Source organism: Paenibacillus sp. JT22N7 (assembly GCF_059383875.1).
The window spans coordinates 241,568-263,105 of sequence record NZ_JBXENY010000002.1; the positions used below are offsets into that span (position 1 = coordinate 241,568).

The window sequence follows — 21,538 nt, forward strand, 5'->3', positions numbered from 1 at the left end:
AAAAAGGGAATGATATAATCATGATATAGATTTAATATTCGAGTAGAGCATAATAGAAAGGTGAATAAGATGAGGGCGTATATTCGGAAAAATAGCGATAATGAAATTGCGAGCCATAATTTTTATGCCGCTTTTGACGGATTCAAGCAAATGGGTTTTGAAATTCATTATTTTGAGACGGTCAGCGAGCTGTCAGGAAATCAAAAAGAAGACATCGTCGTTGGTTATGTGAATGAAGTAAGAAAAGCTCTTTTTAAACATAACATCATAACGCCTGAAATGGATTATCCTGAGGAGCTTGAAGGCTACTTGGGCAGAAAAATATGGACATCTAAATTAAGCGCGATAGCAAACAATCCAGACAGCTGGAACATATTTATAAAGCCAATCGAGGACAAAAAGTTCACTGGCGTCGTTGTTCGCGGGACAAAGGACTTAGTAGGCTGTGGCACATACGGGGAAGATACTGATATATTATGCTCGGAGGTCGTCCATTTTGTAACGGAATGGAGATGCTTCGTCAGATACGGGGAAATATTAGATATACGCAGGTATAAAGGCGACTGGAGAATGCATTTTGACTATAAAGTCGTTGAAAAGGCGGTTGCACAGTTCACCTCCGCGCCTAAAGGATATGCGATAGATTTTGGCTTAACGGATAAGGGGGAAACCTTGTTAATAGAAGTGAATGATGGATATGCATTAGGGCATTATGGACTATTTTCCGTCGATTATGCGAAGCTTTTGATGGCGAGATGGGCAGAGCTTACGGATACTAGAGATGAATGTGATTTTTAATCCAATAAAGTGCAGGCAACTGAAAAGGAGTGTGCCGAAAATCAGCATCATCTGCTACGTTTCAGGGGGCTCCTTGCACAAAGCTAGAGTTGGCGGACACAGCAGCCGCTATATCAACAGAATCTGGGTTAAGGCACAACTGGCGGACTCAGGAGCCGTTAATGCGTTGCAAAAAGCCATTTTGACGGGAGTATTGGGGCAATAGCGGATTTCCTGTCCGCTTACAGCCTAAAATCGGAGAAAAAGCCAAAATAGCGGATCCTCAGTCCTTGAAAAAATGAGGAAGGTTCCCGAGCGTCCCCAACGGTGCGGTTTCAGCGACGAACGACTGAATATTGCCTGAATCAATAATAAAATTCGTCATCTTTACCAGCGAATCGGCGTTGTTGAAGATGCTTTTTTTGTCCGACATTGGCCCCTGTTACCCTGCTTTCGCCATGAAGAGCTATCATTTATAATCGCTACCTCTGGCAAATCAAGCGTTTCATTGTTATACTGAGTCTGCATCTGTCTATTCCATTGGTTGCACAGCAGGTCTGTCAATTAATGCAGGCGTAGGAGATGCTTTTTCATTTTTTAAAATATAGGAAAGCATATGATTTCGCCATACTTTCTCTATATTTCTCGGAATGAAACGCGCCGCGCCGCCAGAGGACGGCGAGAGCCGTTTCACCTTGGCTGGATTTATGCAGCAAGCAACGGTCTCGATTTTGAGCCAACCATAAAGGAGTGATTTTTTGAGCAAGGCGAAGGGCAAGGGTGGAACAGGCAGAGGAACGGACAAGAAGGGCTGGAATCGGTGGCAGGCTAGTGCCAATAAAGCCAAAAACGCGCCTAAGCCTTATAAAAGCAAAGGGACTAAAAACCAGGATGGAGCCGCTGCTTCAAGTACTCAAAAAGGCGAGAAACCCAGCGTTTAGCCCAAAAATAAAAAACATAAACGTTCTATATATTAACGCATAGCATGAATGATGATATTATAGAAGTAACTGAAATCTTGGTCAGCAAGAAGCAGCGCTTTCCAGAAGGCTTTTTTTGAAAATATAAGACTTTATAAGTTTCACGCTTATAAATGAACTTATATTCCACCTGCGAAACGGAAGCCTTGCCGCCAAAGGATGGCTTCAGCTGTTTACGCTTGAGTGTTTAAAAGGTTTTTAAAAAGATCAGACTCCATGTATAGGGATTTTGCATGGGCCTGGAGTCGATCGCACAAATTGAAGGAGTGGTAATCTGAGAAAGCAAAAACCAATGTCATTTGACGACCTGTTGAAGGAACTGCAGGGACAGAAAACAAACCAGGAAGATCCGAACGAGGTATCCTTAAACGAGCTGTTTAACGATGCATTTATGAGCAAGCATTCCAGCAGCAGCAGCTTTGGGCAGTTTTTGGAGAAAGGCAATTTTCAAGCAGAGACGCATGAGGAGATCGACAACATTCCTGATGAGCTGTTTGATCGCCATGTTGCGCGCGAGACCGAGTTTGCAGATTGGAAATCCATGCTCGATACAGCCACGAAGACATATAAAGGCAAAGCTTAGCTTAAGCGGCAACATGAAATAGGCTGTTAATGGATAGATGAGATGAACCCACACGCCATGCTTGGTGAGTTCGTCTCATTAATTTGGCCTATGCTATGGTGCAACAGAGCGGGCAAGGCGAAAGCCAAGGTCGTCTATGCAAAAGGATGGATGACTGCGACGCCTGCACGTAGCCTCACAGCCCCGGGCCTCTTCAGCCCAGCTGCCACCACGGAAAATACGGTACGGACCATATACTTCCGCATCATATAAATCCTCTTCCCTCTATAGATTAATATTTTCAATCCCTCACAAAATTTTGCCCTTCCTATAGGTGCGAGGCGTACAGCCAATTTCTCGTTTAAACATGCTGCAAAATTGCGCATCATTGGCAAAGCCGGCATCGGCGGCAATTTCAGAAATATGCATCTGGGTACCTGTTAGCAGCGATTTTGCATATTCCAGACGTTTTAGCAAAATATACTGGAGAGGCGCGATGTTGTAGCGTTCCTTAAAAAGGTGGCGGAACCGGTCATAGCTGTAACCGGACATGTCCGCAAGCAGCTCAACGGTGAGCTTCTGCTTATAATGGTCATCCATATATTGCAGCACGTATTTGACCCGATCTTCTGATGGATGGGGTGTTTTTCGGTTTCCAAAAATTTGCTGAAGCGGCGGAAGCAGCTCATTGAGGAGAGCATTCAGCGATTCGCTGTCGGTTCTCGGACGGATGAAAAACTCCTCTTTTATGCGCCATAAATGCTTTAAAATCGTATGGCTCGCATCGTCGTCATAAACCCCGCTTAATCCTTTTAATTCCACATCAGGAGCGTTAAAACCAATGAACAGCACCTCGCCCTCCAATTCATGAATCTCGCTATGAATATGCCGAGGAGCGATGAGGGCAATCGTATGCTCTTTAAAGCGATATTTACGGCCTGCAATGACGGTTGGACCCATACCGCGAATGTAATAAACAAGCTCGTAGCACTCATGCTGATGAGGAGGGATGTTAGTATTTCTCTCATGTATGTCATTTGCTAAATACAATAATCGATTCATAACAGCCCTCCTTCGCGTGTATATAGCCGAATCGTATAAAAAGTTGACCGAATCGAGATAATTATTTGATTTCGAATTTGATATGATCGTATCATCCCGAACAAGCTATTCAGAAAGCGTACCTTTATTATAACCTATTTATTTTCTACATTACACTTGGGGTAAGCATTCTTTTCAGGAGAGCAGGCGCGGGCGGCTAGTTTCAAAGGGAACACGTCTTTTAATCGACAGAGAGTGGGGGAACAGAGAATGAAGAAAAATGTGATGGCATTACTCATGGTTTCGGTTCTATTGGTGCTGGCAGCTTGTGGTGGAGGAAATACGGGGACAAGCAGCGGCAATTCAGCTGGCTCAGGCAGTACAGGCGGGGATAAGAAGCTGAAGGTTGTTCTGCTCGTACCGGGTACACTTGGCGATAAATCTTTCTTTGATGCAGCGAACAAGGGATTGACGCTTGTTAAATCCGAATTGGGCGCAGATACGAAAGTGATTGAAATGGGAACAGACAAAACGAAGTGGGAACCTACTTATCAAGATATAGCAGCGCAGGACTGGGATATTATCATCTCCGGCGGCTCTGAAATTACCGAGATGTTTAATGCGACAGCAGAAACGTATCCTGACAAAAAATTCATCAACTACGATACGGATATTGAAGAAACACCGGCTAACGTATATGCGATGTCTTACGCAACGAATGAGGTTTCCTTCCTTGCAGGCGCAGTAGCCGCGATTGCGACGAAATCCGATATTCCAAATGCGAACAAAGATAATGTGATTGGCTTTGTCGGCGGCATGGACATTCCCGGCATTAATGCATTCCTGGTTGGTTATATCCAAGGGGCACAATACGTCGATCCTGCCATTAAGGTAGCCGTGTCCTATGCGGGCGATTTCGTTAACCCGGCGAAAGGCAAGGAGCTGTCGCTCATTCAGTACAATTCCGGTGTCGACGTGATTTTCAACGTGGCTGGCGCGACGGGCCTGGGCATCTTCGATGCAGCGAAAGACAAGAAGCGTTACGCGATTGGCGTTGACTCCGACCAAGGGTCCCTGCTTCAGGAAACGGATAAAGAAAAAGCGAATCTGATCATGACGTCTGCTATTAAAAAAATCGATACCTCTATTCTTGGCGCAGTGAAGAAAACGCAAGAGGGCACACTCGAATATGGACAACGCCAAGTGCTCAGCTTTGATCAAGATGGCGTAGGCATTGCTGAAAATGACATTTACAAATCGATCTTCACGGCTGATATGCAGAAGCAAGTAGAAGATATCAAGCAAAAGCTGGCTAAACAAGAAATTAAAGTAGACAACGCGATGGGTATGGAAACTTCGCAAATCGAAGCCATCCGCAACGCGGTTAAACCATAATAACGATCCTCAAAGCTTAGTGCAGTTGGTCATTCTTCTCTTTCCATCAGGAAGAAGGCCAGCTGCCTCTTTATAATGACCTCCGAAAGGTAAAGGGGTTTTACGATGATGCCGAATCAGCTGCTCGAAATGAAAAATATTACGAAGGTTTACCCGAACGGGGTGGTCGCCAACCAGAAGGTGCAGTTTACGCTGGCCGAGGGCGAGATTCACGCAATCGTCGGTGAAAATGGCGCCGGCAAATCCACGCTGATGAAAATGATGTTCGGCATGGAAGAGCCGAGCGAAGGCGAAATCATTCTTCGGGGCAAGCCGGTAAGGCTGGCTTCGCCGCAGGATGCGATAGATCATGGCATCGGCATGGTCCATCAGCATTTTATGCTGGTGCCGTCGTTCACCGTTGCCGAAAATATGGTGCTGGGCATGGAGCCAAAGAAGGGCGTCAGCATTAATTACAACGAAGCGGTGCGAATGACAGAGGAGATGAGCAAAAAGTACAATCTGCTCGTTAATCCGAAGGCGAAGGTTGAGGACCTCAGTGTCGGCATGAAGCAGAAGGTCGAAATTTTGAAAGCTCTGCTGCGTGGTGCGGAAATTCTTATTCTTGATGAGCCGACCGCCGTACTGACCCCGCAGGAAACCGAGGAACTGTTCCGCGAGCTGACGCAGCTAAGCAGCAGGGGCATACGATCGTGTTTATTTCCCATAAGCTGAAGGAAGTTAAAGCGATTTGCGACCGGATTACGATTATGCGCGCTGGCAAAAGCGAAGGTATTTTTTGGACGAAGGATGTTACCGAGCAGGAAATTTCCAAGCTGATGGTCGGCCGTGACGTTGTGCTGAGGTATGACAAGGAGAAGAAGCCTTACGGGGCGCCAATCCTTTCCGTTACTGATTTTTCATTGGCGGATGAAACGGGCAAGGCGCTGCTGGACAAGGTAGCGTTCAAGGTGCGTGGCGGCGAAATCGTCGGTATTGCTGGAGTCGAGGGCAATGGGCAAACTCAGCTTGTTGAAGCTTTAACGGGCAGTTTGGCTGTGCGCAGCGGAAATGTGGCCGTTAAAGGCACGGACATTCAAGGCTATGATATCCGCAAAATTCGCTCGCTCGGCGTTTCCTATATTCCGGAGGATCGCATGCGCCAAGGGGCAGCCAAAGACGCAAGCATTTCCGATAATTTGATTTCTACGCAATACAATACGAAAGCGATGAACAAGGGCCTCTTTTTGAGGAGTAAAAAAATAGCGAAGCTTGCGGCCACTCTCATTGAGGAGTTCCGCGTGCGCTGCTCGGGCCCGAATCAGCCGATAGGCATGCTTTCGGGCGGCAATATGCAGAAGGTCGTCGTCGCTCGTGAATGCTCGACAGCGCCGGATTTGCTCATTGCCGAGCAGCCGACACGCGGCGTCGATATTGGGGCAGCCCAATTTATTCACCAGAAGCTGATTGAGCTTCGGGATGGAGGCAGCGGCGTGCTGCTCATTTCGGCAGATTTGAACGAAATATTGGAGCTGAGCGACAGCCTTCTTGTGATGTATGAAGGACAAATCGTCGCATATTTGGAAGAGCCGTCAACGGTAAGCGAGGAAGAGCTCGGGCTGTACATGCTGGGCCTTAACCGGCAGGACGAGCAGCAAATCAGGAGGGCCGTGGAAGCATGAAGGTAAAATATTTTGAAGTCATCCGAACGACAGCGGTCATTCTGATTGCGCTTGTTCTCGCTTTTATTATTATTTCCATTGTCAGCGAGCAGCCGCTGGAGAGCATTCGCATCTTCCTATGGGAGCCGCTGAATACGAAGGGGCATATCGGCAACGTCATTGAAATGGCCATTCCGCTCATGTTCACAGGACTTGCGGTATCGCTGCTGTTTAAAGCGGATTTGTTCAATCTCGGAGCGGAAGGGCTGTTTTATTTTTCCGGGGTAGTTGCAGCGTCGCTTGCGATTCATCTTAGTCTAAACAGCTTTGTGCATCCGATTGTGGCCATCCTTGCAGGGTCGCTCGTCGGCGCGGTGTTATCCGCTATTCCAGGTATTCTCAAGGCTAAATGGAATGTAAATGAGCTCGTCAGCTCGCTGATGTTCAACAATATTTTGTTTGGCATCGGGCTTTATATTTTGAACTATAAGCTGCGCGATGCTCAGGCCTTTGCAGCCGTATCCTTCAAGTTCGAGAAAACAGCGATGCTCACCAAGCTGATACCGGGTACACGCATTCATACGGGGCTGATTATCGTGCTGGTGCTGATCGTAGCCGCGCATTATTTTCTATACAAAACCAAATGGGGCTATGAGCTGAGAATGACGGGGGCCAATCGCGAATTTGCGGGTTATTCCGGCATGAAGACGGCCAAGGTCATCATTATCGTACATTTAATTGCTGGCTTTATTGCGGGCATGGGGGGCTCGGTCGAGGTACTCGGCATGTACAATCGCTTCCAGTGGTCGTCGCTGCCAGGCTACGGCCTGGATGGTGCGCTAGTAGCGATGCTGGCGAAAAATAACCCGTTTTCGGTCATTGGCGCAGCGCTCTTCCTGGCCTATATCCGAATCGGAGCCGACCAGATGGCGCGTTTCTCCGATGTGCCTGCCGAAATGATTTCGATTGTGCAGGCGATTATTATTTTGCTGATTTCGGCAGAGCAGTTTTTGAAGTTCTGGAAAAATCGGATGCTGCTCAAGGAGGCACAGCGTAATGTCTAGTTTGTTTGATGTCATTTTCACGACTGAATTTGCGTTTTCTGTCCTCCGGGTAACGACTCCGATTTTGTTCGCGGCACTAGGAGCACTCATTTCCAACCGTGCGGGCATTATCAATATCGGACTTGAGGGCATTATGCTGGTGTCGGCCCTTTCAGGCGTCGTAGTCAGCGCTTATACGGGCAGCTCATGGGTTGGGCTGCTGGGTGCGGTAATGGCGGGCACGCTTATTTCCGGCATACTGGCTTTTTTCACCCTGCATTTCAAGACACATATTATTCTCGGCGGGGTAGCGATCAATATGTTTGCCTCCGGGGGAACCGTATTTATTTTGTATTTGCTAAGCGGGGACAAAGGCTCCTCGACCTCGCTTCCGAGCAAGGTGCTGCCTAGTGTGGACATTCCGCTGCTTAAGGATATTCCGGTGCTGGGACCGATTTTCTCCGGCCATAATGTATTGACCTATATGTCGATTATAGCGGTTTTTGTTGTGTATTATATGCTGAAAAGAACGCCGCTCGGCCTGCGCATTCGCTCAGTAGGTGAAAATCCGCAGGCTGCCCAGTCCGTAGGGGTCAGCGTAGTGAAGGTGCAGTATACGGCGCTGCTGCTGAGCGGCTTTTTCGCAGGACTTGGCGGCGCATATATGTCGATGGGCTACCTGTCGCTGTTCACGCGGGATATGACCGCTGGCCGGGGCTGGATTGCGATTGCCGCGGAATCGATGGGACGCAGCACGACGGTCGGCACGACGCTGACGTCGCTATTGTTCGGCGCGGCGGATGCGCTGGCCAATGCGCTTCAGGTGCTTAAAATTCCGGCAGAGCTAATCGGCACACTCCCATACGTCACGACCGTTATCGGTCTCATCGTATACGCCGTCAGCGAATCCCGTAAGAAGAATAGGAAGCTTAAAGCGAAAGTGAAAGGATGATTAAGACGATGGCTAGACCGATTATTATCGACTGTGATCCCGGGCATGATGACGCGATCGCTATTTTGCTCGCACTTGCCAATCCACAGCAGTTGGAGGTAAAGGCGATTACGACGGTTGGCGGCAATCAGGTGCTGGAGAAAATTACGAACAACGCACTGAAGCTGCTCAGCTTTATAGATAAAGATATTCCGGTGGCGAAAGGCGCGCCCGGACCACTGCTAGGCAAGCTCGTAACCGGAGAAGAGGCGCATGGCGATTCGGGCATGGACGGCCCAGATTTGCCGCCTTCCCGGTTCAAGCCGGTCAATAAACATGCGATTGAGCTGATGGTCGAAATTATCCGTTCCTCGGAGCAGAAGGTAACGCTTGTGCCGATCGGCCCGCTGACGAATATTGCGCTGCTGCTCAAAGGCTTCCCTGATGTAAAAGAGAACATCGAGCAGATTTCCCTAATGGGCGGAGGCATCAGCTACGGCAATGTAACGTCAACGGCAGAGTTCAACATTTACGTGGACCCGGAGGCTGCACGAATTGTGTTCGAATCGGGCGTGCCGATTACGATGAGCGGTCTGGATGTGACCGATAAGGCGGCTATTTATCAAGAGGATATTGATGCGCTGAAGCAGCGCGGCGAGGTTTCGCATATGGTGGGCGAGCTGCTCGACTTTTATTCCATCTACAGCCGCAAGCTGGGCTTTGAGGGCAGCTCGCTGCATGATCCGTGCGCAATCGCTTGGCTGCTTCGACCAGAGCTGTTCCAAAGTGAAAGCTATTACGTCTCGATTGAGACGGACGGCAGGGTGACGAGAGGCATGACCGTAGCAGACCGCCGCAAAAAAACCGATGAAACGGCGAATGTGCAGGTGCTGATGGATGTGGATCGTGAAGCCTTTATTAAGCTGATTTTTGACGCTCTGGCTGTACATGATGAGAACGCCAAAGCTCGGAAAGGGCAGGCTTAATTATGGCAGGCTGGGATAAGCTTCAGGAAATTGTCCGTTTTGAAATCATTCAGCGCGGAGAAGAAGGCTGCAATGTAGACGGCTTTGCGGAAAAGCTGGCTGCGGCGGGTGAAAGCCACGAAGCGCTTATGGCTATTTACAACGAGCTGTCGGCACTAGACGTGAGTGCGGATTTTCCTTATGAGGAGCCTTCCGATTTGGAGTCGATCCGCAGGCTGCGCCCGGAGGGCCCAAGAACGATGGCAGCGGATATGACCGAAGAGCAGTGGCTGGACAAGTTTTACGGTGCTTGGCTCGGACGCAGTGTTGGCTGTGCGCTAGGCAAGCCACTGGAGTTTTGGGACTATTTGTATGGCAAAGACGGCCGGCCAGGCTGGGAAAATATTGAGCTGTGGTTTCGCGGCGCTGGCGCTTGGCCGATTAAAGGTTATACACCGGGCGAATCGACGGCAAAAGAGCAGTATGGGCTGGGGCTGAATGATTGGTCGCCCATGAGCACAAGCGAGACCATTCAGTATATGGAGAGCGATGATGACATCCGCTATACGGTACTGGGGCTGTTACTGCTTGAGCAAAAAGGGCTCGCTTTCGACTCTTGGGACATCGGCAAGCTATGGCACAAAAACCTGACCTACAGCCAGGTTTGTACAGCGGAGACGCAGTCTTATTTGAATTTTGCTCATGAGACCTCTCATCTGAATGGGGATAAGCCTGCCGATTGGGCTGAACGCCTAGAGCGGGTGCGGATGCATATGAACCCTTACAGAGAGTGGATTGGCGCGCAAATCCGTGCGGACGGTCTCGCTTACGGCGCAGCCGGAAAGCCGGAGCTGGCTGCGGAGCTTGGCTGGCGCGATGCATCGTTCTCGCATGTGAAGAACGGCATCTATGGCGAAATGTTCGTTGCGGCGATGATTGCGGCTGCTTTCGTTGAGAAGGACAGCAAGCGAATTGTCGAGATCGGCCTCAGCGAAATCCCGGCAACGAGCAGACTGGCCTATGATGTGCGCAAAGCGGTTTCCATTGCGGAGAAAGCAAGCAGCGACCGCGAGCTGGTGAGCCAAATCTGGAAGTCGTTCAGCCATTACGATGCGGTGCACACGAACAATAATGCAGCGCTTGTCGCGGCGGCACTCGTGTATGCAGGCGATGATTTTGAGAAGGCTGTGACGACGGCCGTCTATGGCGGCATGGATACGGATTGCAATGGCGCGACGGTTGGCTCGATTATGGGTGCGAAGCTTGGCGCGGCAGCGCTGCCGAAGTCATGGATTGATCCGCTGAATGACACGCTGTATGCGGAGCTGAGCGGCTTTCATCCGATTGCGATCTCTGAGGTTGCACGGCGGAGCTATAACGTTTTTCGGAAAATGGAGGCGGAATTGAATCATTCCTAATATAGCGAAAAAGGCATTGGAGGGCGTTGTCCCTCCGGTGTCTTTTTTTTATGGAAAGGGCCGCCTATTAGAAATTATATTGACAGTGAAATCTTGGGAATGATAGAATTCATATTAATCCCGGTTGTTAACTTTGTTTTTGAAAGTTCAAACCATACCGTTGTATGAATCTTGCCAATTGACAGCGCTAAATAGGAGTGGGATAATAGCTTCGACTCTACCAATATTGGGTGATTTATACAATGTGAATAAGGGAGATATGTTTCAATGAAAATTCATCTGCCGCTAGCTGATTCACCTATTTATGGCTATTTGCACCACGCGTATTTGTTCGGTATTATTGGACATTCCGAGAGCTTCCAACCGTGGATGCACAGCTATTACACCCAATTGTTTTGCGCGAAGGATTTCGTAGAGCTAGCTTGTCCAGTGAATTTTTACCAGTTGGATAATTGCCCGCTGCGTGATACCCAGGCGATATCCCGTTCACTCGTCATTTCCTTAACGGATATCCACCGCTTCATTCAAACGAGTCTTGAAGAAGGCTATCATGTTCTCTCTTTCATCAACGAGTATTACATGCCCTATAGCGACTTTTTTGGGGTGAGAAATTTCACGCATGATCTGTTAATCAGCGGGTACGATAGCGAGCAGCAGAGCTATCTGGTGACCAATTTCGTGGACGGCAAATATCAGACCTTCTCCGTTTCTTATGATGATTATGAAAACGCATTCAATAATGCAGCCTTTTTTGACGAATACGGCAATTACGAAGAATATAAGACACGAATTTGCTTATACCGCGCTACCGACCACAAGTATGTGTTCACGGCGGATTCCGTTCTCTATTTTCTGGAGGACTACCTCAGCGCCACGAATCGTCTGAAAACCATATTTGCCAATGAGAGCAATCTTGCCTTCGGCATGGACGTGTACCAGTACATAGCGGAGGAGCTAGTGAAAGTAACCGATGGAACCCGAGCGCCCGACGGCCGGCCGCTGCATATTTTATGGGAGCACAAGAAGTGTATGCGGGCGAAAATCGAATTTATGCTGGCTCAAGGCTATATTAAGGACGAAACGCTGTTATCTGGTTATGAACCAATCGAGCGGGACGTCAACCTGCAACGGGTAACCCTCATGAAATATAGACAGACCCATAACAATGACATCCTTCATTCGATAAACAGTAATCTGAACCGGATTAAAGATCGGGAACGAGAAGTACTTAACCGTCTGCATGACGAAATGCTAGCTTGCAAGAGCTATTTTCCGACAACGGATTGGGTGCGAGTTTAGAGCGAGTTCAGAACGGACATAAAATATGATTCATAAGGAGCGTTAATGATGGCTAATGTACAAACGTTTAAGGCAACAGCGCATTTACAGGATGGGGTTAAAGTGAAAGCGACAGCGAGACAGTTCGAATTGATCATTGATGAGCCGAAGAGCCTTGGCGGGACAGATACGGGGATGAATCCTGTGGAAGCGCTGCTTGCCTCATTAGGCGCATGCCAGTCTATTGTGGCCCGGGTGTATGCCCCTAAGTTTGATGTGAAGCTTGACGATTTCCAGGTTGAGGTTGAAGGCGATTTGGATCTCGATGGATTTTTCAATAAAAGCGAGGTTCGTCCGGGCTATTCCGACATTCGCTATACGTTCAAGATCAAAACAGATTCGCCCAAGGAAAAGGTAGATGCCTTCGTTCAATTTTTGGAGAGCAAATGCCCAGTGGGGGATACTCTTGCCAACCCGGTTCAGATGAAATTAGAGCAGATTATTATTGAAAATACAGAGACAGCTGCGCTGTAGGCTGTTTGCACTATTATTGTAAAAAAATATAAGGCCCGTGGTCTCTTAGGAGATGACGGGCCTTATCTAGGTTGTGTGTGCAAGTCGGAGCCACTCGCTGCTGCTTGCCTACAGCTTATTTCAAACCAATCTCGTCTGATGACTCTAGGTTTGTGAAACGCAGTATGCGATAGCGGCTGGAAACACTGTGGCTGGCAGTACGGTTGCTGAGAGTACTGTTTCTGGAAGTACGTTTGCTGTGCGTGCTGTTGTTGGAGTACTGTGGCTGAGAGCACGCAGCTCTGAAAGCACTCTCCTTTTTTTGAAGGACTCAGATTCCGCTATTCTGGCTTTTGCTCCGATTTCTGGCCGCATGCGGACAGGAAATCCGCTATTGACCTCCTCAACCCGTGAAAATGGCTAATAGCTGCGCATTAGCTGCTCCTGAGTCCGCAGCCTGTGCCATAACCGTGATTCTGCTGAAATAGCGGCTGCTGTGTCCGCCAGACCTGTCTTTGTGCAGGGAGTAAACACCTGAAGCGAAGAGCATGAATCTACCTCATGTCTTTGTTTAAGGTCTAATTGCTGATGAAAAATATGACTTTAATAGTATAATCAATAGTATACGTATATTCATTGAAACAACAAATGGAGCCCTTCAATGCTTTCCTTGTAATTTGAAGAAGATGTGAGTACAATCGCTTTTTTCGTTGTCTATATTACACTTATAATCAATCATACAGCCTGGGGCGCTATTAGGTTTGGTGTTATTGTATTTACTTTAATTATGTCTAATTTATGGAACTGATTTTTGAATGAATGGAAAGGAGCTTAATGATGGACGGCAACCAAACGACGTTTGAAACGATCGACGAATATATCGCCGGCTTCCCGCAAGAAATCCAAGAGCTGCTGCAGGCGATGCGGAAGGTCATTAAAGAGGCAGCGCCGGAAGCGACGGAGAAAATCAGCTACCAGATGCCGACATTTGAGCTGCATGGCAACTTGGTACATTTTGCGGCGTTTAAAAAGCATATCGGATTTTATCCCGCTCCAAGAGGCATTGCAGCCTTCAAAGAGGAATTGTCCGTTTATAAAGGGGCAAAGGGCTCGGTTCAGTTTCCGCTGGACAAGCCGCTGCCTTATGAATTGATCAGCAGAATTGTCGCATTTAGAGTGGCTGAAAATACGAAAAAAGCACAAGAAAAGTTGAACAAGAAAAAATAAAAGGCATAACGCCGATAAGGAGTGAGCAATTAACGAGATGGATATTTCTCAGCAGCTATCGGACATTCATGACATTGAACAATCGCTACAGCTTGCTTTTCCAGCAGCGTATAAGGCATTTATGACGACGGATGAGTTGCAGTCCGCTAATCCTAATACAGAATACGACCTCGTCGATTTTAACGGCTATACCGCTTGGGGCATTCGGTTTATTAAGCTGGATGCTTCCTATGCTGAAAATCTCGAAGCGATAGCCGAGGTTGTCCTTCAGCCGCGCAAATTAATTCCTTTCGCATGGAGCATCAGCAGCGGAGACTGGCTTATTTTTGATTATCGCGAGTCGAATGAGAGCCCTAGCCTTCTATATATCGATCATGAAATGGCTCTTTGTTTAGAGGATGCGGAATCGGAGGCGCAAAGCGAGAATACAACGGTTGAAGAGATGATCGAAGGTAATCTATCCGTTTTGTGCGAAAATTTCGAGATGTTTCATGCAGCTTTGAAGCTCGCGATAGACGAGACAGACGAGACGGACGATGTAGATGAGATAGGCTCGACAGACGAGTCAGACGATGTAGATGCGATAGACTCGATAGATGAGACAGACGATGAAGATGAAGAGGGGAATCACGTACCCATCCCTGAAAATTAAACTGGAGCAGACTTCTGCGATAAAATGGTTTGCATGCAGAAGCTTATTTTTTTGATAGGACGGCTTGGGACGAAGAAAATGAGGGCGAGGTCATGCGCGAGGACTACCACGGTGGGGATGTCGAAGTGTATGCGCAATCGTTCGCCCAGTTTCTAGAGAAGCTAATCGACGAGCGTTCATAACCTTTTTGTAACAGCAGCTATTAGTTTTTAAAAAATAAGCGGAGTATAAGTTTCCCTCTTATACTCCGCTTATTTTTCACCGCGAAACGTTAGCTTTACCGCCAGAGGACGGCGACAGCCGTTTACGCTTGTTCAGCGAAGGATTGTCCGTTGGCAGCGAGCGCTTCCCGGATGATCCTTATTGCTTTAGGCCCGACCCCGTGCAGCTTCAGCACCTCCGCCTCGGTGAGTTTTGTGAATTGCTCCAGCTGCACGTATCCGGCAGCGGTGAGCGCGCGTGTTGCTGGCTTTCCGACATTGGGCAAATCGCCCGCCTGGTCTTGATCAGGCTTCTGATTAGATGCATCCACGTTCATCCCTCCTTCTAAATGTAGGCTTTCCTTGATACTTATCATTCGGGAAAGCCTTTATTATTTCCTTCCTTCCGATAGACACTTCGCATGATTTCACATCAACCATTGTGTGTGAGAATTATTATCACTTATAATAGGAGGACAAGAACAATCGATGGGGATCGACATGGGTGCATATTAGCAGCATGAGGAAAGGAAGGATAGGGCACTTTGAATCAGAGTGAGCATATATTGCTGTGGAACCAAGCCTCCATCCGCGTGATGGACGTGCGGCATACGATTATGGAGCGAGGGGAGGAGCTGCGTTCTTATCGACTGCCGGCGAGCGCTTTTTTGTATACGACTCGTGGTCATGCTGAAGTGCGGCTGGATGGCAAGACGGTGCTGGTGGAGCGTTTTCATATGCTGCATGGCGGGAAGGGCATGTGTCTGGACATTGTGCCGGATGATGGGTTGGAATATTACCTGATTTTGTACAAAGCGGTGTTGCCACTGCCGAGCCGTCAGGAACTGGTTCAGTTAATGGAGCAGCATAATCCGTTTCAACTGCAATATAGCTTTGTTTCCCGCCAGCCTATTGCTTTGCTCGATAAAATCCAGCGCATGGAGCGGGAATGGCAGCATCCGAACGTGCTGGATCAACTATATATTAAGACGATGTTCTACCAATTCATTCATGAATTATTTCAGCAGCTATCCATTCAAGATATTCATGTGCAAAAAGCGGACTACGTCTCGCAAGCCATTCGCTACATGCAGGAGCATTACGCGAAGCGTATTGCGCTCGGCGAGCTTGCCGAGCTGCTGGATTGCAGCGTCAGCTATTTGTCCCGCAAGTTCAAGCAGACGATTGGACAAAGCCCAATCGACTATTTAATTGCGCTGCGCATCAGCAAAGCGAAGGAGCTTCTGCTTGGAACGGAGGCGACGCTGCAGGAAATTGCCGAAAGCGTCGGCTTTCCGGATGACAGCTATTTTAATCGCCTATTCAAAAAACATACCGGCATGTCGCTGGGGCAATACAAAGCGAAGGTTCAAAATAATCCTGTACCCGGTTCAAGATATGCCCTTGTCCCGCGAAGGCTCAAACGGTATAGTGAGTATGGTTGTGAAAATCATTCTCACTATAAGGAAGAGGGGCCTTTATTTATGTACAGAGAGTCAAGAATATCAATGATGGCAGCTGTGCTTATTTGCTTCACACTGCTGCTTAGCGCCTGCGGAGCAGGTACACCAAGCACGAACGCGACGACGAATCCAAGCTCCGCATCGCCAAGCAGCAATGCGGCAGCTGCTTCGCCAGCCGCTACCGATACGGCTACAGCGGACGCTTCCCGCGTCATCAAGCATGCGATGGGCGAAGTGACTTTGACAGGGACGCCGGAGCGCGTCGTCATTTTGACGAATGAAGGAACAGAGGCGCTGCTTGCGGTAGGCATTAAGCCAGTTGGCGCGGTTCAATCATGGGTTGGTGACCCATGGTACGAGCATATTAAAGATGAAATGGTGGATGTGACGGTTGTAGGCGACGAATTGCAGCCGAACATTGAGCTGATTGCCAGCCTGAAGCCGGATTTAATTATTGGCAACAAGGTGCGGCAGGAGAAAATTTATGAGCAGCTGAACCAGATTGCACCAACTGTATTTGCCGAGGATCTGGCTGGCGATTGGAAAATTAACTTCAAGCTGTATATGCAAGCGGTGAATAAACAGGATGAAGGCGACAAAGCGATGGCGGATTTCGATAAGCGCGTCGCGGAGGTAAAAGCGAAAATTGGCGATAAAGCGGCAACAAAAGTATCCGTGGCCCGCTTCTCGGCTTCCCAAGTACGTATTTATCAGAAGCAGACGTTCTCCGGTGTGCTTTTAGATCAGCTAGGCTTTGCTCGTCCAGAATCACAGGATGTGGATTCCTTTATTGAAGTGATGTCCAAAGAAAGCATTCCTAAGATGGACGGGGACGTATTGTTCTACTTTGTAACAGAAGCGGCAGGAAAGACGGATGCGGCTAAAGTAGTGGAAGAATGGATGAATGATCCGCTGTTCAAAAACCTTGACGTAGCGAAAAATAACAAAGTCGTTCAAGTAGATGAGGCGATTTGGAATACAGCCGGAGGCTACAAGGCGGCCAATCTGCTGCTGGATGAAATTGTTAAATATTTCGACATTCAATAAAGAGACTGAAATAAATGTGCAGGCTGACGTCATTTTTATTGGCGTCGGCTTCTTTTATTGGGAGGAGAAGGGATGTCTAAGTGGATGGAGAGACCAGGCAGCAAGCTTGTCGTACTCGCAGCGGGAGTTGTGATTCTGTTTATTTGCATGCTTGCGAGCGTATTGTTCGGGCTCCAGCAATTTGGCTTAAAAGATTTGTGGCTCGCCTACAGCCAGTTCGATGGCTCGAATGAGCATCTGATTTTGACCCATACCCGCATGCCCCGAGCGCTTATTGCGGCTGTCGTAGGAGCGAGTCTGGCGGTGGCCGGCGCCATTATGCAGGTGCTGACGCGCAACCCGCTTGCATCGCCGTCGATTTTCGGCATTAATTCCGGTGCGGTGCTGTTTATTGTCGTAGGGCTGGCCTTATTCGGCTCGTCGCTGACGATGAGTCATATGATTGGGCTTGCTTTTACGGGGGCGGCGGTCACGGCCGTGTTCGTCTATGCGCTTGGCATGCAGGGAAGAGGAGGCTTTGAGCCGATTCGGCTCACCTTGGCAGGAGCTTGTGTAGCGGCATTTGCGAGCTCGGTTACCTCTGGCCTTATTTTAATCAATAAGCAGTCGCTCGAATCGGCGTTGTTCTGGATGATCGGCTCCGTGTCAGGGAGAGAGCTGAACCATCTCGTGATGGTACTGCCGTACATAATCGCCGGGCTGCTGCTCGCGTTCCTGCTCTCGGGCTCCTTGAATGTGATGGCACTCGGAGACGAAAATGCGAAGGGACTGGGGCAGCGTCTCATGCTAATCCGCCTTCTATGTACGGCAGCTGTCGTGCTGCTTGCGGGAAGTGCCGTTTCTGCCGCGGGGCCGATTGCTTTCATCGGGCTCGTTATTCCTCATTTATGCCGGGCGCTGGTCGGAAATGATCACCGCTGGCTGCTGCCCTACTGCGCAGTGGCAGGGGCTTTGCTGCTGGTGGCGGCCGATCTGCTGTCCCGATTCGTGCTCCTGCCGAAGGAGGTTCCAGTAGGCGTTGCAACGGCGCTTATTGGCGTGCCGTTCCTGATTCATGTGGCGAGGAGGAAGAAATATGCCTAAGCAGCGCACAGGGAAAAATATTTCAATCCTGCTTACGTTAAGCATCGGGCTCGTTGGTTTAAGTATTTTATGCTTAGCTATGGGGAGCGTCGCTATTCCGGTTAAAGAAGTGCTGCTGTCGCTGCTGGGCCGCAATACGGAGGACAGTGATTTAATTATTATGCAGTTCCGTTTGCCACGGATCATAGCCGCCTTGCTCATTGGCGCAGCATTAGCGGTAGCAGGCTCCTTGCTGCAAGGCGTCATCCGCAATTCGCTGGCATCGCCGGATTTGCTTGGCGTAACGGGCGGCGCGTCTGTCGCGGTCGTTGGTTTTATGACCTTGTTCACCGGCTACAGCATCCACTTCGTTCCGGTCATTGCGATTTTTGGCGCTTTTGTCGCAGCGGCGCTCAACTACGGCTTGGCCTGGAAAAAAGGCGTCTCCACGCTGCGGCTCGTGCTGATCGGCATTGGCATATCCACGGCGATGAGCGCCCTTACGATGTTTCTGCTCATAAGCGGTCCTGCTTATTTGGCGGCGCAGGTGCTGAACTGGATGACGGGCAGCATTTACGGCACGAACTGGTCGTATATTAAAGCGCTGTGGCCGTGGGTCGTTGTATTTATTCCATTGGCGCTGCTTTTTTCCAAGGAATTGAATGTGCAGTCGTTAGGCGAGGACGTCGCGCGCGGCTTGGGAAGCCGGCTTCAGCTAAGCCGCTTGCTGCTGCTGTTCTTTAGTGTGGCCCTTGCCGGAGCGGCCGTCGGCATTGCCGGAACGATTTCTTTTATCGGGCTGCTTGCGCCTCATATGGCTAGAAGGGTAGCAGGCCATTCGTATACAATGATCATCCCGGTGTCTGCGCTATTGGGCGCAATTGTTTTGCTGCTTGCCGATTTAGCAGGGCGAATGCTGTTTATGCCGCTGGATATTCCCGCTGGTGTGTTTACGGCAGGAGTCGGGGCTCCGTTTTTTATGTATTTGCTGTTTAAACGCAAGGCTGGTGTTTAGGATTGTGAATGATAGCTAATCATTTTGCGGGCGCAGAGTCCGCTAATCTAGTAAAGCGTCAAATGCCTCTCTGCTATTACTATAGTGGGCATTTGGCGTTTTTTATATCAGCTTAACCAGCTATTGACAATGCAAGGGTTTATCTGTACCATTTTGATTGACATGAATGTCAATTGAAAAAGAGGAGTTCGTGATGTCGCCACGTACGAAAGAACAAAATGAAGAAATTCGCAAGCAGCGGTCGCGAGAAATTTTGCAGGCTGCCATCGTTGTGTATGCGGAGAAAGGTTACGCCGCCTCCGAAATCGGTGAAATTGCTGAACGGGCTGGCTTGGCGCGCGGTCTGGTGTACCATTATTTTAAAAATAAGCAGAACTTGTTTCAAAAGCTTTACACGCACATGATGGACAGGACGGAGCAGTTTACGAAGTCTCATTTCGGGCAAGCGGGTTCAGCATTTGATTTGTTTGAAGGGTACGCTCGAATCGTGTGCAAGCAAGTTTTGGAAGAGCCTGCTGTCTCGCATTTTTATATGCGGATTAGTATGGATGTGTCATATATATTTCCCGCCGAATCCTTTTCCCCGTTCGAATGGGTGAAAAGCTTCATGCAGCCTATGGAGCAGGCCATTGTGAGGGGCATTAGTGAACAAACCATTCGCTCTGGCAATGCCAGCCTTCTGGCCATGCAGTTTTGGGGTGCGATATCACAGGGAATGAGCTATTTAGAAAAGCGGCAGCAGGAGCTCGTAACGCAAGGGGCTGCGCAGTCAGAAGTGCTAAAGCAGCTAGAAATGGTGCTTGAGCAAGTTATTGAATCGGCCTTGGCGGTTATTAAACCAAGCTGATTTTTTTACTTTTTTCATTGACACTTATGATAGTCTAAAAAGGAGTGGTAATTAGATGGCGTTAGCCGTAATGAGCAAACAGGATTTTGATACCTTAAATGATGAAAGGCTTGGCTGGGCTTGCAGCAAGCACATTCTTCTGGAAATTCGCGGTAAGGATAGACAGGCGAAAACCGAGGCGATGGTTGGGCTCAATGAGAGCCAGCGGGCGTTATGCATGTTCCGAGTGTTTTACGATCATGCCAAAAACTCGGTCAGCGAATATTATGGATGGGTTTCTCAACTGCTTGCCGAACCGGGTTATTGGTCAGGTGTGACCAGCGGGCTGCAATTTTTTGGCGACAGCTCCATGCTGCGCTTGCTTGAGGAGACGAAGACGATTTTCGAGGAGAGAAGAGTGAGGCTCGGCTTGCAGTGGAGCGATGCGGTTTTGAAAGATTTGGAGCAGGATCATAATCTTATGGCTGCGGCCAGCCGATTATTTTCACATTTAAATGAAATTGCACCGCAGAGCCTGAAGCTCATACGTACGTACATTCGGTCGAACCCGCAGCAGTTTGTACAATGGGAGAACAGTGAGCTTTAGGCAGCACGGTGGTGATGGGAAACGGTCAGCAGCTTGTATGGAAAAATAGCGATGTTTAGGGCAGAAGCTTGCGCCAGTACGCCCAAGCCTTCATATAATCGTCCCAATCATGCGGATGATCGCGTGAGCAGCTTGCGCTTCCCACCAACGGAAAAACTTGATAGGATAATTATAAAGCTCTGATGGTGAGGGCGGCTAGCTTCAGACGGCAGGAGATGAGCGGATATGATTACTTTGCAATGTACGAAAAAGCTTGAAAGCGAGCTTGGGATGATGGATTTTGTGGAAGTGCCGACGGCGGGAGATCGGCTATTTGGCTGGCATGCCCATCTATTTTTGCTGAATCGCCGGAAATGTGTGTTGATTATGAATAATGAGACCAGATATAACTTTGTGCTGGATGGCTTGAAAAAGCAGGATTTTAAACGATTCCACGAGCTTGTAATCGAGAGCATTGCTGAAAATTTGCTTGCTGATAAGGCGGACAAGCAGGTGATAGAAAGCTATATGCAAAGCGCTAATTCTTTCCTCTTTACGAAAACCAGTGACCGCAGCATTATTAGTCAAATGAATGAAATGATACAGGTAATAAAGTATATGCAGCAGGATTTCTTGGATGCTGGCGGGGAAATAGATGCTCAAGGGCTGTATAATTTGAACCGTTTCTTAAATAAATTTGTCATGCTGAAATTGCCCTTGGCTTATTCGGGTGAAACGATGCTGGCGGCATTACATAGCCGGTGGCTATAGCTTTTTAATGTGCATTTGCAAGCTGTTGTTTGCTTGCCTGGAACAGAAGACCACTCCCAAAAGGGGTGGTCTTCTGTGCGTAAAAGACGGTAATTTATCTATTTTTATAAAATTTTAGTTGGAAATAGAGGGATATGTTGGAAATT

The 21,538-nt window shown here is 48.6% G+C and carries 23 protein-coding genes and 1 pseudogene; 20 read left to right on the plus strand and 4 right to left on the minus strand.

The annotated features are described in order from the left end of the window. The first annotated feature begins 69 nt into the window (after window positions 1-69). Entirely contained in the window at window positions 70-798 is a 729-nt protein-coding gene (locus AC50Y5_RS05740) for an ATP-grasp domain-containing protein (RefSeq protein ID WP_494859096.1), read from the plus strand. Window positions 799-1,060: 262 nt separating this feature from the next. Here the strand turns inward: AC50Y5_RS05740 and AC50Y5_RS05745 are convergent, their stop codons facing one another. Further along, window positions 1,061-1,210 carry a hypothetical protein gene (locus tag AC50Y5_RS05745; protein ID WP_155973115.1) on the minus strand — a complete coding sequence of 50 codons (150 nt, stop codon included), beginning with the start codon at window positions 1,208-1,210 and terminating at the stop codon, window positions 1,061-1,063. Between the two features lie 325 nt (window positions 1,211-1,535). On the opposite strand from AC50Y5_RS05745, the gene AC50Y5_RS05750 reads away from it, so the two are divergent. Beyond that, window positions 1,536-1,718, plus strand: coding sequence for a DUF3934 family protein (locus AC50Y5_RS05750; protein WP_046231511.1), 183 nt, complete (start codon window positions 1,536-1,538; stop codon window positions 1,716-1,718). Window positions 1,719-2,049: 331 nt separating this feature from the next. After that, window positions 2,050-2,340: a hypothetical protein gene (locus AC50Y5_RS05755; RefSeq protein WP_046231510.1), complete on the plus strand. Its 291-nt coding sequence runs from the start codon at window positions 2,050-2,052 to the stop codon at window positions 2,338-2,340. 93 nt (window positions 2,341-2,433) lie between these two features. Here AC50Y5_RS05755 and AC50Y5_RS05760 read toward each other — a convergent pair. After that, window positions 2,434-2,595, minus strand: a pseudogene (locus tag AC50Y5_RS05760) (SUMF1/EgtB/PvdO family nonheme iron enzyme); the annotation flags it as partial. A 33-nt stretch (window positions 2,596-2,628) separates the two neighbouring features. Then, a complete protein-coding gene (locus AC50Y5_RS05765; RefSeq protein WP_056034612.1) occupies window positions 2,629-3,381 on the minus strand; it encodes a helix-turn-helix domain-containing protein in 753 nt (250 codons plus the stop codon). Between the two features lie 249 nt (window positions 3,382-3,630). Between AC50Y5_RS05765 and AC50Y5_RS05770 the strand changes: the two genes are divergently transcribed. The 11 genes from AC50Y5_RS05770 (at window position 3,631) to AC50Y5_RS05820 (ending at window position 14,422) form a co-directional block, all read left to right on the plus strand. Then, window positions 3,631-4,755, plus strand: coding sequence for a BMP family ABC transporter substrate-binding protein (locus tag AC50Y5_RS05770; RefSeq protein WP_056034615.1), 1,125 nt, complete (start codon window positions 3,631-3,633; stop codon window positions 4,753-4,755). A 105-nt stretch (window positions 4,756-4,860) separates the two neighbouring features. Next, window positions 4,861-5,469 carry an ATP-binding cassette domain-containing protein gene (locus tag AC50Y5_RS05775; RefSeq protein ID WP_494859099.1) on the plus strand — a complete coding sequence of 203 codons (609 nt, stop codon included), beginning with the start codon at window positions 4,861-4,863 and terminating at the stop codon, window positions 5,467-5,469. Next, complete coding sequence (locus AC50Y5_RS05780) at window positions 5,448-6,416, plus strand: ATP-binding cassette domain-containing protein (protein ID WP_494859100.1); 969 nt, start codon at window positions 5,448-5,450, stop codon at window positions 6,414-6,416. The genes AC50Y5_RS05775 and AC50Y5_RS05780 overlap by 22 nt, the downstream gene beginning before the upstream one ends. Further along, entirely contained in the window at window positions 6,413-7,459 is a 1,047-nt protein-coding gene (locus AC50Y5_RS05785) for an ABC transporter permease (RefSeq protein WP_494859102.1), read from the plus strand. The genes AC50Y5_RS05780 and AC50Y5_RS05785 overlap by 4 nt, the downstream gene beginning before the upstream one ends. Continuing rightward, window positions 7,452-8,390, plus strand: coding sequence for an ABC transporter permease (locus AC50Y5_RS05790; RefSeq protein WP_494859104.1), 939 nt, complete (start codon window positions 7,452-7,454; stop codon window positions 8,388-8,390). Before AC50Y5_RS05785 ends, AC50Y5_RS05790 begins: the two co-directional genes overlap by 8 nt. 8 nt (window positions 8,391-8,398) lie before the next feature. After that, entirely contained in the window at window positions 8,399-9,355 is a 957-nt protein-coding gene (locus AC50Y5_RS05795) for a nucleoside hydrolase (RefSeq protein ID WP_056034623.1), read from the plus strand. Between the two features lie 2 nt (window positions 9,356-9,357). Beyond that, the gene (locus tag AC50Y5_RS05800; RefSeq protein ID WP_494859106.1) at window positions 9,358-10,752 is read left to right on the plus strand and encodes an ADP-ribosylglycohydrolase family protein; all 1,395 of its coding nucleotides are present in this window, start codon (window positions 9,358-9,360) and stop codon (window positions 10,750-10,752) included. 267 nt (window positions 10,753-11,019) lie between these two features. After that, window positions 11,020-12,051 carry a cysteine peptidase family C39 domain-containing protein gene (locus tag AC50Y5_RS05805; RefSeq protein ID WP_056034628.1) on the plus strand — a complete coding sequence of 344 codons (1,032 nt, stop codon included), beginning with the start codon at window positions 11,020-11,022 and terminating at the stop codon, window positions 12,049-12,051. Window positions 12,052-12,099: 48 nt separating this feature from the next. Next, the gene (locus AC50Y5_RS05810; protein ID WP_056034631.1) at window positions 12,100-12,564 is read left to right on the plus strand and encodes an OsmC family protein; all 465 of its coding nucleotides are present in this window, start codon (window positions 12,100-12,102) and stop codon (window positions 12,562-12,564) included. A gap of 816 nt (window positions 12,565-13,380) precedes the next feature. Then, window positions 13,381-13,770: an iron chaperone gene (locus AC50Y5_RS05815; protein WP_494859109.1), complete on the plus strand. Its 390-nt coding sequence runs from the start codon at window positions 13,381-13,383 to the stop codon at window positions 13,768-13,770. A 37-nt stretch (window positions 13,771-13,807) separates the two neighbouring features. Beyond that, window positions 13,808-14,422 (plus strand): SMI1/KNR4 family protein, encoded by a 615-nt coding sequence (locus tag AC50Y5_RS05820; protein ID WP_494859110.1) that lies wholly within the window; start codon window positions 13,808-13,810, stop codon window positions 14,420-14,422. A gap of 304 nt (window positions 14,423-14,726) precedes the next feature. Here AC50Y5_RS05820 and AC50Y5_RS05825 read toward each other — a convergent pair whose 3' ends face one another. Further along, entirely contained in the window at window positions 14,727-14,954 is a 228-nt protein-coding gene (locus AC50Y5_RS05825; RefSeq protein WP_235533136.1) for a helix-hairpin-helix domain-containing protein, read from the minus strand. 213 nt (window positions 14,955-15,167) lie between these two features. Here AC50Y5_RS05825 and AC50Y5_RS05830 point away from each other — a divergent pair, with 213 nt between their 5' ends. The 6 genes from AC50Y5_RS05830 to AC50Y5_RS05855 all read left to right on the plus strand — a co-directional run bounded on the left by AC50Y5_RS05830 (window position 15,168) and on the right by AC50Y5_RS05855 (window position 21,392). Next, window positions 15,168-17,132 carry an ABC transporter substrate-binding protein gene (locus AC50Y5_RS05830; protein ID WP_494859112.1) on the plus strand — a complete coding sequence of 655 codons (1,965 nt, stop codon included), beginning with the start codon at window positions 15,168-15,170 and terminating at the stop codon, window positions 17,130-17,132. A gap of 72 nt (window positions 17,133-17,204) precedes the next feature. After that, window positions 17,205-18,215: a FecCD family ABC transporter permease gene (locus AC50Y5_RS05835; RefSeq protein WP_494859114.1), complete on the plus strand. Its 1,011-nt coding sequence runs from the start codon at window positions 17,205-17,207 to the stop codon at window positions 18,213-18,215. Continuing rightward, the gene (locus AC50Y5_RS05840) at window positions 18,208-19,209 is read left to right on the plus strand and encodes a FecCD family ABC transporter permease (RefSeq protein ID WP_494859116.1); all 1,002 of its coding nucleotides are present in this window, start codon (window positions 18,208-18,210) and stop codon (window positions 19,207-19,209) included. The genes AC50Y5_RS05835 and AC50Y5_RS05840 overlap by 8 nt, the downstream gene beginning before the upstream one ends. Before the next feature lie 193 nt (window positions 19,210-19,402). Continuing rightward, window positions 19,403-20,056, plus strand: a complete 654-nt coding sequence (locus tag AC50Y5_RS05845) for a TetR/AcrR family transcriptional regulator (protein WP_494859118.1) — start codon at window positions 19,403-19,405, stop codon at window positions 20,054-20,056. A gap of 55 nt (window positions 20,057-20,111) precedes the next feature. Further along, entirely contained in the window at window positions 20,112-20,642 is a 531-nt protein-coding gene (locus tag AC50Y5_RS05850; protein ID WP_494859120.1) for a hypothetical protein, read from the plus strand. A 225-nt stretch (window positions 20,643-20,867) separates the two neighbouring features. Next, window positions 20,868-21,392 carry a DUF6933 domain-containing protein gene (locus AC50Y5_RS05855; RefSeq protein ID WP_494859122.1) on the plus strand — a complete coding sequence of 175 codons (525 nt, stop codon included), beginning with the start codon at window positions 20,868-20,870 and terminating at the stop codon, window positions 21,390-21,392. Window positions 21,393-21,538 lie beyond the last annotated feature (146 nt).